Annotated in this window: 14 protein-coding genes; 9 read left to right on the top strand and 5 right to left on the bottom strand. The window is 65.2% G+C overall.

The genetic code is table 11. The annotated features are described in order from the left end of the window. Nucleotide 1: 1 nt before the first annotated feature. The 4 genes from VVS03_RS09415 (at nt 2) to dnaB (ending at nt 3,719) form a co-directional block, all read left to right on the top strand. Nucleotides 2-490 carry a MarR family winged helix-turn-helix transcriptional regulator gene (locus tag VVS03_RS09415; RefSeq protein WP_368520717.1) on the top strand — a complete coding sequence of 163 codons (489 nt, stop codon included), beginning with the start codon at nt 2-4 and terminating at the stop codon, nt 488-490. Between the two features lie 62 nt (nt 491-552). After that, entirely contained in the window at nt 553-1,521 is a 969-nt protein-coding gene (locus VVS03_RS09410) for a universal stress protein (protein WP_368521435.1), read from the top strand. A gap of 33 nt (nt 1,522-1,554) precedes the next feature. After that, nucleotides 1,555-2,055 carry a hypothetical protein gene (locus tag VVS03_RS09405; protein WP_368521436.1) on the top strand — a complete coding sequence of 167 codons (501 nt, stop codon included), beginning with the start codon at nt 1,555-1,557 and terminating at the stop codon, nt 2,053-2,055. A 206-nt stretch (nt 2,056-2,261) separates the two neighbouring features. Further along, a complete protein-coding gene (dnaB, locus tag VVS03_RS09400) occupies nt 2,262-3,719 on the top strand; it encodes a replicative DNA helicase (protein ID WP_368520720.1) in 1,458 nt (485 codons plus the stop codon). On the opposite strand, the gene VVS03_RS09395 is transcribed toward dnaB, so the two are convergent. From VVS03_RS09395 to VVS03_RS09380, 4 genes are all read right to left on the bottom strand, one after another. Continuing rightward, entirely contained in the window at nt 3,686-4,228 is a 543-nt protein-coding gene (locus VVS03_RS09395; protein WP_368520721.1) for a VanZ family protein, read from the bottom strand. The two genes, dnaB and VVS03_RS09395, sit on opposite strands and share 34 nt — an antisense overlap. Before the next feature lie 36 nt (nt 4,229-4,264). Next, complete coding sequence (locus VVS03_RS09390; RefSeq protein ID WP_368521438.1) at nt 4,265-5,605, bottom strand: MFS transporter; 1,341 nt, start codon at nt 5,603-5,605, stop codon at nt 4,265-4,267. A gap of 74 nt (nt 5,606-5,679) precedes the next feature. Beyond that, nucleotides 5,680-7,965: a heavy metal translocating P-type ATPase gene (locus VVS03_RS09385; protein ID WP_368520722.1), complete on the bottom strand. Its 2,286-nt coding sequence runs from the start codon at nt 7,963-7,965 to the stop codon at nt 5,680-5,682. Continuing rightward, the gene (locus tag VVS03_RS09380) at nt 7,966-8,166 is read right to left on the bottom strand and encodes a heavy-metal-associated domain-containing protein (protein WP_070768798.1); all 201 of its coding nucleotides are present in this window, start codon (nt 8,164-8,166) and stop codon (nt 7,966-7,968) included. A 182-nt stretch (nt 8,167-8,348) separates the two neighbouring features. Here VVS03_RS09380 and trxA point away from each other — a divergent pair, with 182 nt between their 5' ends. Both trxA and VVS03_RS09370 read left to right on the top strand, forming a co-directional pair. Beyond that, entirely contained in the window at nt 8,349-8,732 is a 384-nt protein-coding gene (gene trxA, locus VVS03_RS09375; RefSeq protein WP_368520723.1) for a thioredoxin, read from the top strand. A gap of 102 nt (nt 8,733-8,834) precedes the next feature. Continuing rightward, a complete protein-coding gene (locus VVS03_RS09370; RefSeq protein WP_368520724.1) occupies nt 8,835-9,686 on the top strand; it encodes a PspA/IM30 family protein in 852 nt (283 codons plus the stop codon). Nucleotides 9,687-9,699: 13 nt separating this feature from the next. Here VVS03_RS09370 and VVS03_RS09365 read toward each other — a convergent pair whose 3' ends face one another. After that, on the bottom strand, nt 9,700-10,866 hold the full coding sequence (locus tag VVS03_RS09365) for an NYN domain-containing protein (protein ID WP_368520725.1): 1,167 nt from the start codon (nt 10,864-10,866) through the stop codon (nt 9,700-9,702). A 254-nt stretch (nt 10,867-11,120) separates the two neighbouring features. Here VVS03_RS09365 and VVS03_RS09360 point away from each other — a divergent pair, with 254 nt between their 5' ends. Genes VVS03_RS09360 through VVS03_RS09350 form a run of 3 tightly spaced genes read left to right on the top strand, consistent with a single transcriptional unit; the run spans nt 11,121 to nt 13,347 of the window. Further along, the gene (locus tag VVS03_RS09360) at nt 11,121-11,495 is read left to right on the top strand and encodes a GntR family transcriptional regulator (protein WP_368520726.1); all 375 of its coding nucleotides are present in this window, start codon (nt 11,121-11,123) and stop codon (nt 11,493-11,495) included. 27 nt (nt 11,496-11,522) lie between these two features. Beyond that, nucleotides 11,523-12,341, top strand: coding sequence for an ATP-binding cassette domain-containing protein (locus VVS03_RS09355; RefSeq protein ID WP_368520727.1), 819 nt, complete (start codon nt 11,523-11,525; stop codon nt 12,339-12,341). Then, complete coding sequence (locus VVS03_RS09350) at nt 12,334-13,347, top strand: hypothetical protein (protein WP_368520728.1); 1,014 nt, start codon at nt 12,334-12,336, stop codon at nt 13,345-13,347. The genes VVS03_RS09355 and VVS03_RS09350 overlap by 8 nt, the downstream gene beginning before the upstream one ends. The last annotated feature ends 200 nt before the right edge of the window (nt 13,348-13,547 follow it).

Raw genomic sequence — 13,547 nt, 5'->3', positions numbered from 1 at the left:
CATGAATGAATCTAGCCCCGCAGAAAGGCCCCAAGAGTCCCCGTCCAGCGCGGAGGAGGCTTTCGCTGTCGCTGCGAAGATTCAACCGGCTCTGAACAAGCTGATGGTGATTTTCCAGCGCACGACCGAAGGATCGAGCCTGACCACCTCGCAGGTCTCCATCATGAACCAGCTCAAGGAGCGGGGTCCGTCCCGCGTCAGCCAGATCGCGCAGGCGGAGCTCATCCGCATGCCCACTGCCTCGAACGCGCTGTACCAGCTGGAGCGGCGCGGGCTGGTCAAGCGCATGCGCGACGAGAACGACCGCCGCGGCGTCCTGGTCGCGCTCACCCCGGAAGGAGACCGGGAGCTCGAGGAGGTCTCGAGCCAGCGCGCGCACGCTCTGGCGGAGATTCTGCGCTGGCTGGACAAGGACGGCCTCCAGACTGCCGAGGAGGTCGGCGACCTGATTAACCAGCTGGCGGAGATCTACCGGCCCAGCCGGGATTAGGTAATAGGGGAGCGACATTTATAAAATGGTCAGACAGCAAGCCCCCGTAATGAATTAGGTTCATGCCCACAGACAACCTCCCTGACGATCTCGCCGAAGTAGCAGAATTGCCGCAGACCATGCGCATTTTGGTCTCGTGGACCCCGAGCTACTCCGGCACTGAGGCGATCGATTTTGCCGCCTGGTTGTCGCGGACCATGCCCGTCAAGGTGCGGGTTTTGTCTACCCTTTTGCAGCCCTGGGCGGCCACGCCTTTGTTCAAGCTGGGCAAGAAATACAAGAAATACTTCCGCAAGGAAGCCGAGGCCTGCCGCGCCGAGGTGGAAAAGGCCCTGTCCGCCGCGGGACTGGATGAGTCCTACTGGGACGACGAGGTCTCGCTGTTGTCGAACGGCTCGTCCAAGCCGCAGCTCATCACGGAGGCGGCGAACGACTTCGCGGCGGACATGATTTTCTTAGGGCCCAACCAAGCCGCGCCGAAGGGCCGTTTCATGGCCGGCTCCACCGCGGATACCCTCCTGCATTATTCGCCCGTGCCGGTCGGGCTGGCGCCGAAGCAAGTCAAGCTGTCCAAGCACGGGGTGACCCGCGTGAACTTCGCCTTCACCGAGGAAGACGGGCAGAAGGACGATCCGGCGCTCGGCCGCGCGGCGGAGATGGCCCACACGTGGGGAGTGCCGCTGCGCATCGTGGCCTTTTCCCCGTCCGGCATCATCCACGCCCCCTTCGACAACCACCGCGATGTCGCGGACGAGCTGACCAACCAGTGGCGCGAGCAATCCCTGGCGCTGCTGGACGTCGCCCGCGACTGGGTGATGGAACGGTACCCGGAGCTGGACGTGCGCACCGACATCGGCATCGGCAGCGGCTGGCGCGGCGCGGTCGACGCCCTGAAGTGGAAAAAGGGCGATTTCATGGTCATGGGCTCGAATCCGCTGGGCCCCATCGCCCGGGTCTTCATCGGTTCGACCGCCACGGAACTACTGCCGCACATGCGCGTGCCGGTCTTGGTCTATCCGGCGGGTCACTAAGCGGCTAGCGGCTGGGCTAGACTAGGCCCCACTATGTCCTATAATTCGCGGTCCCATAATTCGCGCGGCTTCGAGCACCCGGAAAACGATCTGTCTACGGACGCCGATTTCAGCAACGTGCCCCGGCCGGAGCCGCACAGCTTCGACGAGCTCGCGGACGAGCCGGACCCGGCTGTCATCGCCCAGAGAAACGAGCAATCCAGCCGGCAGGCCCGCTGGTACGTCGGCTCGGTGCTGGTGGCCTCGTTCGCAGTCGCTTTCGTCCTCGGCGTCATCATGCGGCTTATCGGCGGCCCGCTGTGCGAGGCCGGGGAGGCCGCCTGGCTGTGCAGCCCCGGCCAGCAGATCTTCTGGGGCTTTGCCGTGCTCGTGGTCCCGGTCTTCGGCATGTTGGGGTGCGGCGCCATCCTGGTGCGCAAGTACCGCGGCTATATCCGCTGGCGGCCGTGGATGGGGGTTATGTGGGTGCTCATCCCCAACTGCATGATCTGGATCTTTACCGGCCTCCAGTACGTCATCGTGGCGACCATGTAGGCGGCGGCCGAGGGCGTCCCGCGAGGGATTCCAGGACAAAGGCAAAAGAGCAGGAAGAGGCCCGGAAGGGGCAGTGCCTGAACCAGTGTCTGCGGTGGCGGTTAAACTGAGTTGACCGCGCTGACAGAGATGACTGAGATTACCGACACTAAAGAGACTACCGAGACTACTGCGGACATTATTTTCTGAAGGGGAGCGAGACGACCATGGCGGCTGAGGCGAACGCGAGTTTCGACAGCTTTGACGACGGGTACATCCCGCCGGAACCGCCGGACGAGGGCGGCTACCGCAGCTATTCCCGTCCGGCCAAGCGTGGCGGCCGGGAGGATTTCAACCAGCTAGCGGAGTACCGGCACCCGCCGGCCAACAAGGACGCCGAGCAGGGCGTTCTGGGCTCCATGCTGCTCAACCCCAGCACGCTCATCGAGGTCATCGAGGAGCTGGACCCGGAGGACTTCTACTACCCGGCGCACAGCATCATCTACCACGCCATGCTGGACCTGTACTCGGAGAACAAGCGGATCGACCCGGTCATTTTGGCCTCCCGGCTAGACCGCTCCCACGATCTGGACCGCGTCGGCGGCGCGCCGTACCTGCACACGCTGCTGTCTAGCGTGCCGACGGCCGCGAACGCGCGTTACTACGCCGAGATCGTGGCGGAGAAGGCGGTGCTGCGCCGCCTGGTGGACGCCGGCACCCGCGTGGTGGAGCTCGGCTTCGAGGGCACGGAAGACCAGGAGCTGGAGGGGCTGCTGGACAGCGCCCAGCAGCAGGTCTTCGCGGTCGCGCAGAAGAAGACCGCGGAGGACTACCACGTCCTGGGCGATCTGATTACGCCTACCATCGATGAGCTCACGGAGCTGCAAAACGGCGGCCAGGAAACCGGCGTGCCGACCGGCTTCTACGATCTGGACAAGCTCACCCACGGCCTGCGCGCCGGGCAGATGATCATCATCGCGGCCCGCCCGGGTGTCGGTAAGTCGACGCTGGCCATGGACTTCATGCGCTCGGCCTCCCTGGCCCACGGCCGCACCTCCGTCATCTTCTCCTTGGAGATGTCCGCGTCCGAGATCGTCATGCGCTTGCTCTCCGCCGAGTCCGAGGTCAAACTGTCGGACATGCGCGGCGGCAACGTCAGCGGCGACGACTGGACCAAGATCAATGACACCCTGAACCGCATCCAGGACGCGCCGCTGTTTATCGATGACTCGCCGAACCTGACGATGATGGAAATCCGCACCAAGGCCCGCCGCCTCAAGCAGCAGCACGGCCTCGACCTCATCGTGCTGGACTACCTGCAGCTGATGTCCTCGGGCAAGAAGGTCGAGTCCCGCCAGCAAGAGGTCAGTGAGTTCTCCCGCTCCCTGAAGCTTCTGGCCAAGGAGCTGGAAGTGCCCGTCATCGCCATCTCCCAGCTGAACCGTGGCCCGGAGGCCCGTACCGACAAGCGCCCGCAGCTGGCCGACCTGCGTGAGTCCGGCTCTCTGGAGCAGGACGCGGATATGGTTATGCTGCTCTACCGCCCAGACTCCCAGGACCGCGACAACGAGCGCGCCGGCGAGGCCGACATCATCCTGGCCAAGCACCGTGGTGGGCCCATCGGCGACGTCGGCGTCGCCCACCAGCTGCACTACTCCCGGTTCGTCAACATGGGGCACGGATAGGCGCCGGCCAGATCGACCACCTTGTCCGCGTCGCCCAGGCGCGGGCCGAGTACCACGAGCACGAGGAAAACCGCGGTCAGGACGAAGGAGAGACCCCGCCAGACGGGGTAGGCCCGGCGGCCGCAGGCGCGCGCAATCAGCGCGCCGATGAGCGCCCCCAGGGTGTTAAACAACAAATCATCGACGTCGGTCCGCCCCAGTGCGCCCAGGTACTGGACCACCTCGACGGCCAGGCTCACCGCGAAGCCCCACGCGGTCACCCGGCTAACGCTGGGCACCAGGATGAAGGCCAGCACCCCGAAGGGGACGAAGAACGCCGTGTTGCCGGCGTACTCAAAGAGCGGGGCAAACCAGGTAGAGCCGGCGAATTCGTCGAAGGGGACCAGGTGCAGCTCCCGGACTCGCTGGCGCGCCGGGTCCCACAGGTAGCCGATCTGGTAGAAGGGCTTCAGGGTGGTGATGGCCACCATCACGGCGAGGTAGCACAGGAGCGATAACCAAGTACGCATGGGCATTATTAAAGCACGCCGGGCGCGGGGTGAGCCCTAATCGGCGAGCTCCTTGTTCGCCTGCTCCGGCAGGGCCCAGGCCGCCGCGGCGGCGATGGCGAAGGAGACCGCGAAAAGGACAAAGAGCCACGGGGTGCCGGCCGCGGCCACGATCGGCGGCACGATGAGCGGGGCGGCGATGGAGGCCAGCCGGCCGAAGCCGGCGGCCGCACCCGTGCCTCGGCCGCGCAGGCGGGTGGGGTAGAGCTCTGGGCCGATGGCGTAGAGAGCGCCCCAGGCGCCCAGGTTGAAAAACGACAGCAGGCAGCCGGCGACGATGATGAGCGCGTCGGTGCTAGCCCAGCCGTAGAGACCGGCGGCCAGCGCGGATCCCACCAGGAAGACGGTGAGGGTGGCCCGCCGCCCCCAGACCTCAATGAGCCAGGCGGCCGCGGCGTAACCGGGCAACTGCGCCAGGGTGATAATCAGCGTGAAGCTGAAGGACTTCACCAGGCCGAAACCGTCCGCGACCAGCAGGGAGGGGATCCAGATGAACGCGCCGTAGTAGGACAGGTTGACGCAGAACCACACGGTCCAGAAGGCCGCGGTGCGGCGGCGCAGGCGCGGCGAGAACAGGGATTCCTTCTCATCCTCCGGGGCGGTTTCCACCGCGGCCGGCGGCTCGGTCTCTACGGTGGCGCCGGATTTTTCGGCGGAGTCTTCGAAGGAGCGGACGATCTTCTCGGCCTCCGAGTGGCGGCCGCGATCCTCCAGGAAGCGCACGGACTCCGGGAGTCCCAGGCGCACGTAGGCGGCGTAGGCGGCGGGCACCATGCCGATGAGGAGCGCCCAGCGCCAGCCCGAGTCGGAGGCGCCGACGACGAAGGTGCCGATGACGGCGGCGGCGATCCACCCCAGCGCCCAGAAGGCCTCCAGGATCACCACCAGCCGGCCGCGGATGCGGCGCGGGGAGAACTCCGAGACGAGTGTGGAGGCCACGGGCAGCTCGGCGCCCAGCCCCAGGCCGACGATGAAGCGCAGGACGATGAGCACCGCCAGGCCCGTCGCCATCGCGGAAGCGCCGGTGGCGAGGCCGTAAACGAGCAGAGTGGCGGCGAAGACCTGGCGGCGGCCCAGCTTGTCGGCGAGTAGCCCGCCGACGGAAGCGCCGATGGCCATGCCGATGAAGCCGGCCGAGGCCAGCCACGAGGTCTGGGTGCTGCTCAGGTCCCAGTGCAGGGCGAGTGCGGCCATGATGAAGGAAATCAGCCCGACGTCCATCGCGTCGAGCGCCCAGCCGAGCCCAGAGCCAAAGATGAGCCGCCGGTGTTTAGGGGTCACCGGCAGGCGGTCCAGGCGTTGGTTGCGGGTCAGGGAAGTAGGAGTGATAGGGGTCATGGAAACCTAACTGTAGGACGTGCCCCCGCCCAAGGCCAGTGTTTTATGCGGCTGCCCAGGACTTTTCTTTTCTCCTACCCCCGAATTGTGCTCTGAAAGCCGCGTAGCCGCAGGGAGTTGCTGACCACGAAGACGGAGCTTAGCGCCATGGCCAGCCCGGCGAAGAGCGGGTTGAGCAGACCGAAGGCGGCCACGGGGATAAGCACCACGTTGTAGGCAAAGGCCCAGAACAGGTTGCCCTTGATCGTGCGCAGCGTGCGGCGGGAGAGGCGGATCGCATCCACCGCGGCGCGCAGGTCGCTGTTCATCAGGGTGATGTCGGAGGCCTCGATGGCCACGTCCGTGCCCGCACCCATGGCCAGGCCCAAGTCGGCCTGCGCCAAGGCGGCGGCGTCGTTGATCCCGTCGCCGACCATCGCCACGTTGTGCCCGCCTTCTTGCAGCCGCCGGATGACCGCGACTTTGTCTTCCGGCATAACACCCGCGGTCACGTCCGCGCTAGCGATGCCGACCTGCTCGGCCACGGCCCGGGCCGCGCCCTCGTTGTCGCCGGTGAGCAGGTGCGGGCGCAGGCCCAGCTTACGGAGTTGGGCGATGGCCTCGGCCGAGGTGTCCTTGACCGTATCGCGCACGTCGATGACCCCGATCGGCTCCTCGTCGCGGGTCACGACCACGGCGGTGCCGCCGGCTTCCTCCGCCCGGGTAAAGGCGCTGGCCAGGCCCTGGGCATCGGAAAGCTGCGCGGCCGGGCGGCCGACGCGGACGGTGCGGCCGTCGACGTGGGCCTGCGCGCCCTGCCCGGCCACGGTGGTGAAGTCGGTGGCGGTCGGGACCGCCGAGTCGCCCTGGGCTTCGGCGCAGATCGCGCGGGCGATGGGGTGCTCGGAGCCGGCCTCCACGGCGGCGGCTAGGCGGAGGACCTCCGCCTGGCTGGCGGTGCCGTCGGCGCTGAAGACCTCGGCCACCCGCATGGCGCCCTCGGTGACGGTGCCGGTCTTGTCCAGCACGATGGTGTCGACCTGCTTGGTCGACTCCAGGATCTCCGGGCCCTTGATGAGCAGCCCCAGCTGGGCGCCGCGCCCGGTGCCCACCAGCATGGCGGTGGGAGTTGCCAGGCCCATGGCGCAGGGGCAGGCGATGATGAGCACGGAGACCGCGGCGACGAATGCCGCTGCCACGCCGCCGAAGAAGAGATGGACCACGAGGGTCAGCGCGGAGATGGCCAGCACCACGGGAACGAAAATCTGCGCGATGCGGTCGACCAGCCGCTGCACCGGGGCCTTGGAGGCCTGGGCGGCGGTGACCAGCTCGGCCATCTGCTGCAGGGTCGTGTCCTTGCCGACGCGCGTGGCCTTGACCTCCAAGCGGCCGGAGGAGTTGATGGTCGCCCCGGTGACCGTGGAGCCCTCGGTGACCTCGACGGGCAGGGACTCGCCGGTGAGCATGGATTCGTCGACGGCGGAATTGCCCGCGATGACCACGCCGTCGGTGGCGATTTTCTCGCCGGGCCGGACGACGAAGACATCGCCCTCGGCGAGCTCCTCGATAGGCACGCGCACCTCCTTACCGTCGCGCAGGACCGTGGCATCCTTGGCCCCCAGGGTCAGCAGCTCGTTGAGGGCCGCGGAGGATTGGCCCTTGGCGCGGGTCTCGAACCAGCGGCCCAGCAGCAGGAAGGTGATGACCATGCCCACCGACTCGAAGTAGATGTGGTCCATTTCGGCGTGGTTGGAGCTAAACGTCATGTGCATGGTCATGCCGGGCATGCCGGCGTTGCCGAAGAACATGACGTAGAGCGACCAGAAATAGGCCGCGGAGGTGCCCAAGGAGATGAGCGTGTCCATGGTGAACGCGCCGTGCTTAAGGTTCGCCCAGGCGGCGGTGTGGAAGGGGGCGCCGCCGACCACGTAGACCACGGTGGCCAGGAGGGCGGCCGCCCACTGCCAGTGCATAAACTGCCAGGCCGGCACCATCGAGACGACCATGATGGGGGCGGAGAGCATCGCCGCCCAAGCGGTGCGGCGGGCCAGCTGCCGGGCCTCGTCGTCGCGGGCCGCGGACAGCGCGTCCGTGGGGGAGTCACCCGCCGCGCCACCGGAACCGTTGTCCCCGGCGCCGGAGAGATCGAAGGCGTCGTAGCCGGCGGCCCGGACGACGTCGATAAGCGATTGCGGCGTGGACAGTTGCGGATCGAAGTCGATCGCCGCGGTCTCGGTGGCGAAGTTGACCTGGGCGTCAACGCCCTCGACCTTGTTGAGCTTGCGCTGCACCCGTGAAGAGCAGGAGGTACAGGTCATCCCCGTGACGCCGAGATCTAGGTGGGCGGTGTCAGCGGAGCGGGCAAGATCGGGGGCGGTCATTTACTTCACCTGGTATCCGGCCTCGGTTACGGCGGCGGCGACCTGCTCGTCGCTGAAGTCCTCGCCCGTGACGGTGAGCGTGCCGGTGGTGTGATCGGCGTTGGCCTCGGTCACGCCGGCGATCTCGCTGACCTCTTCCTGGACGGAGAGTTCGCAGTGCCCGCAGGTCATGCCTTCGACGGTGTAGTTCTTGGTGGCCATGGTGGCTCCTTTCCTCGCGTTGCTTTCTCTCTCATGGTATACCCCCAGGGGGTATAGGGCAAGGGTAGGTTCCCTCCCGATTGGCCCGGGAAAATGCCACACCGGAAGAAACGGAATAAAGGCGAGTCCGGTACCGTTGTGGCCAACGTACCCGTACCGCGAATTTAAGGAGAACGTTACAGATGGCGACCATCGATGTGACCGAAGATAGCTTTGAGAAGACTGTTACCGAGGACGGCATCGTCCTCGTAGACGCCTGGGCCGATTGGTGCGGTCCGTGCAAGCGCTTTGCCCCAATTTACGAGGAGGCTTCGGAAAAGCACACCGATCTCACCTTCGCCAAGCTGGACACCGAGGCCAACCAGGGCCTGGCTGCCGCCCTGCAGATCCAGTCCATCCCGACCCTGATGATCTTCCGCGACTCCATCATGGTCTTTCGCGAGGCGGGCGCCCTGCCGCCGGCCGCCCTGGAGGACCTCATTGAGCAGGTCAAGGGCCTGGACATGGACGAGGTCCGCAAGCAGGTTGCGGAACAGAACGCCCAGGCAGACGCCGAAAACAACTAGGCTTTCCGCAGCTTTCGCCGCACGCTTTCTCGTGAGTAACGCTAAACTCGCGAGAAAGCGATTTTTTATGCTCGATGTACCCGAGGAGTTGACTTAAAAGCTATGGCTAATCCGTTCAGCAAGGGCTGGAAGTACTTGATGAGTTCCTTCGATCAGAAGATCGATGAGAACGCTGATCCCAAGGTCCAGATCCAGCAGGCCGTCGAAGGGGCCAAGAAGCAGCACCAGGAAATCTCCGATCACGCCGCGGAGATCATCGGCAACCGCAACAAGCTGGAAATGCAGCTGAACCGCCTGGTCAAGACCCGGGAGGAGTACCAGAACCAGACCAAGCGCGCGCTGGAGCTGGCGGATAAGGCCACCGCGGAAGGCGATAGCCAGAAGGCCCAGGAGTACAACGACGCCGCTGAGGTCCTGGCCTCCCAGCTGGTCTCCGCAGAAAACGAGCTGGAGAACCTGAAGACCCAGCACGCGGCTGCGGAGCAGGCCGCGGAGCAGGCGCAGCGCCAGCAGAAGGAGTCTTCCGCCCGTCTGAAGGAGCAGCTGGCCCAGGTGGACCAGCTGATGGCTCAGGCGGACCAGGCGGAAATGCAGGAGAAGAACTCCCAGGCGCTCGACTCCATGAACGAGCTGACCCCGGACGGGGATACCCCGACCCTGGACTCGGTGCGGGCCAAGATTGAAAAGCGCTACACCGACGCCCTGGGCGCGCAGGAGCTCTACCAGGACTCCGCCGGGGCCCACATGCAGGAAATCGCCGCGAGCGGCACGGACATGAAGGCGGCCGCCCGCCTGGACGAGATCCGCGCCTCGATGAACAGTGGCAAGCAGGTGGAATCCGGCGCGGATACCACCGCCGAGCTGGAATCCGGCGAGGAGGGCGAGGCCCAGGACGCCGCTGACTCCACCACCTCGGCTGAGTCCGCAGAGTCCACCGACTCCGCGAAGGACTAATCCCTAGCGGAAGCTAGTTATCGCGGCGGACGTTGATGAGGACGCCGCGAATCCCGGAGTGGAAGCCGTCGCGCAGATTGACGCGCTGGCTTTCACTCAACGTGTATTCGTGCAGCGTCTCGCACGCGAACTGCAGCAGCGGGCGGTCGATTTCCGGGGGAAGCCCGCCGCCCGAGAGCAGGTGGGCCTGGTCGCGCTGCTCCGCGTTGGCGGCGTTGTCGAACCACCACGACGCGTACTGCTGGCCCACGTCGAACGGGGTCTGGAAGCCGGCGGAGGTCCACACCTCCTCGGGGAGCGGGACGTAGCGGGAGCGCAGCTTCCGCCGCGGCGCCATCATGGACGGCTTCGGGGCCGGTTTCTTGTTGTCGGGCTTCTTGTTGGCCGGCAGCTGGTCCCCGGGCTTTGGGGCCGGCTTGGGCGCCGGTGCGGCGGCCGACGCCTGGGCCTGGTCCGGCTTGGCGTCCGGCTGCGGCTTGGCTGCGTCGCCGGCGATTTCCTTTTCTACCCGGGAGTCTTCCTCCGGCGGCAGCGGTGCGTCGGCCTGTTCCGGCTCGGCATCCGCGCCCTCGGCGCAAGGATCGCCGGATCCCTCGGCCGAGCTGGTGTCCCGGACGGCGGGAGGCAGCGGCCCCTCGAGGACCTGCAGCTCCATCGCGTCGGCGAAGTCTTCGCGCGGGTCCAGAATGGTGGTCGAGTCGCAGGCGTGGCGCAGGGCGGAGGACATAGAGTCCCAGCCGAAGCCGTAGAGGTGGACGCGCACGCCGTTTTCCGTTGCCTCCTGGACGCCGGGGATCATGTCCGCGTCGCCAGAAACCAACACGAAATCCGTGAACTGGCGGCCATAACCGGCGATGACCATGTCGGCGACCAAGCGGGTGTCAACGGCCTTTTGGGTACGCCGTTCGCCCCACTCGATGAGCTGGCCCGTCCGCAGTTGGACGCCGTCGCAGGTACGCAGCGCGCGCTGGTAGCGGTGGGGGCCGGTGTCCGGGATGCCGTCGTACCAGTTTTGGCGGTGGACGGGGTTGCCAATCTGGTTTTCAATCATGGACCCGAGGGTGGATACCACCTCGGGAAGGTCGATTTCTAGCTGCGCGCGAGCTCCAATTTCCCAGGAGTTGTAAAAGCTCGCCAACAAATACGAGGTGTCGACGAATACAACTGTGCGTTCAAGCATGGCTCCTAAAATCCGTTTCTCTTTGTTCTAACTAAGTTTCGGTACCTCCCAGTCTGCCTCATTCACGTGTGAACGTCGATCTCTTTTTCCAAAACTGCAGGCAGAGAGTTGAAATCTAGAAGTTAACGCCGAAATTTCGCCCGAAGGGTTGTGGAAAACCGGCGCCTGGGTATAGGTTAGTTATGTGAGTAACTAACCGACTAACTAACCAACTACCCTTCACCAACGAAAACACGACAGATCCCGAGGTGGACATGGATAACGCGACCCAACCTTTGTTCCGGCAGATCGCCACATTGGTCGAGGACTCCATCGTGGACGGAACGCTGGCGGAGGGCGCGCAAGCGCCCTCGACCAACGAGCTGGCCGCTTTCCACAACATCAACCCGGCCACCGCCCGCAAGGGCCTGACCGTGCTGGTTGACCTCGGGGTCCTGGAAAAGCACCGCGGGATCGGCATGTTCGTGGCGGACGGAGCAACCGAACTCATTCGCAAGCGGCGCCGCGGGGACTTCGCCGCGGAGTATGTTGCCCCGCTCATCGATGAGGCGGTGCGGCTCGGCTACGAGCGCGAGGGGCTCCTCGACCTCATCGTGCGCGTGGCCGAAAGCCGCGGTCTCTACCACTAGACCCGCAAAACACAAAGGAGTACGACGATGATTACGACCTCCGATTTCGCCTTCGAACCCGGCTTAACCCACGGCTTGGTGGGCCGCAACGGCATTGGCAAGACCACGTTGCTGCGCCGGATAGCAGGCCACCTCCCTGCCGCGGGCGTGCGGGTGGACGGGCAAGAGCCCTTCGATAACCCGGCTGTGCTGGACAAGACCATCCTCATGGGGATTGACACCCCGCTCATCGACGGGTGGAACACGCGCAAACTCATGACCATCGGTAAAGCGCGCTGGCACACCTGGGATGCCCAACGCGCCGAAGAGTTGATTGAACGCTTCGACCTGCCGAGCACGAACTACGCGAGCCTATCGCGCGGCCAGAAGTCGGCCCTCGGCATCGTCTTCGCGGTCGCCTCCGGCTGCGAGAACATGCTTCTCGACGAGCCCTACCTGGGCCTCGATGCGCGCAACCAGGAGGTCTTCTACGAGATCCTGCAGGAAGAGCACGGGCGCACCATCATCGTGGCCACCCACCACCTCGACGACTTGGCGGCCTACCTGGACACCGTCTCCCTGATGGGCGAGAACCCGGTCACGGGCCGGGTCGAGGAGATTTTGGAAGGCGTACTCGAGCTCACCGGCAATCCGGAACAGCTCGACAGGGCCCTGTCGCGCCTGGACGTGCCCGTCCTGGATCGCCACGAAGGAAAGCTCGGTTCCAAGGCGCTTGTCGATGCCCGCCCGAACCTCACCGACGCCGTCTTCGAGCAGGCCCGGGAGCTGGGGCTGCGCGCCAGCGAAGTCACTCTCGCCCGCGCCGTGGCGGCCCTGGCCCAGGTGGGAGGCGAGCACAATGCCTAACCGATTCCGTCTTCTTTGGGCCATAAGTACGAAATGGAAGCTCGTCGCATACGGAGTCTTCTTCCTGATGTGGGGAGCGGCCATACTTCCGGATGCGAGTGCCTGGGAATCGGTGCTCATCAGTGCCTTTATCGCGGTGTCGGCGTGGTTTACGGTCCCCGAATTTGCTCCCTTCCAGTTGTTGGGCTTACCTGCCCGCGAGTGGCAGAAGCTGCGCAAAGTCCATGCCAGTTTATTTCTGCTGCCGGCCGCCATCTCCGCGCTAGTCGCCCAGTGGTGGATTGCCCTGCCGACCGTCGCGGTTGTCGCGTTGATTTGGTTCAGGCCGGGCGAACCGGAACGCCAGTCCCTGTCGGAACGTCTACCGGAAACCGACGGACGGACCGACAACGGGATTTTCCCGCCGATGCCGGCGGCGCAGATTGTTTACCGACCCCTGGTTCGCAGCTGGCTAGCGCTTTGGGCGGTAGTAGGCCTGGTGGCGATCATTCTTGGCATCACTAACTACTTCTGGGGCTGGGCGAACCCCGTCGTGGCGGCGTCAGGGGTCGCGGGCGTGCTGGTGCCGGGCGTGCTGGTGCCGTTCGCGATGGATACCGTCCGCCAGTCCTGGCGGGACAACCTCGTCTTCGGTGGCACGCGCCGGGCGTGGGCAAATGCCGCGTGGCTGACCGGCTGGTTGAACGTCGCGTGCGCGTTGTTGTCGGGAGCGCTGGGCTTTCTCTTCGGCTACGGCGATATCTGGCAGGTCGTCTTTGTAGCCTTCTGGATTGCGCCCATTGCCGTTACGCTAGAGCTCATCTCCATAAAAAATTGGTGGGCGTTCGCCGCGGTGCTGGTCATGCTTGCCATAAGCATTAGCGCGTGGGTGAAGTTCCCGGGATGGGGAGTGGCGCTGCTCGGCTTCCCCTTCGCCGCCTACTTCATTTCGTGGGGCCTGTTCCGGGTCTCCGCCGGCGGTGCGAACCTGGGCGGCGGAATAGTGCGCAAACTCGGCCTCGAATAAGCGCGTTAAAAAGTGGTCCTGCCAGGCGATTTGTGGAATGTAATACCGGTGTGTAAATTCATATGGGTCAGCGCGACCGACAGCGCCCCTCCTTGAGACAGAGTCCAAGGAAGAGAGGCGGCAGGAAAACAGGCCCTGACAAAAATCTTTTCAAAGCTCTTAAATGAGCACGTACTTTTTGTGTGTGTTCGTTTGGGTGG

The sequence above is a fragment of the Corynebacterium sp. LK2537 genome, from assembly GCF_040946485.1.
Lineage (GTDB): Bacteria > Actinomycetota > Actinomycetes > Mycobacteriales > Mycobacteriaceae > Corynebacterium.
The sequence above is the reverse complement of the archived record's forward strand: the minus strand, read 5'-3'. Positions and strand labels throughout refer to the sequence as shown.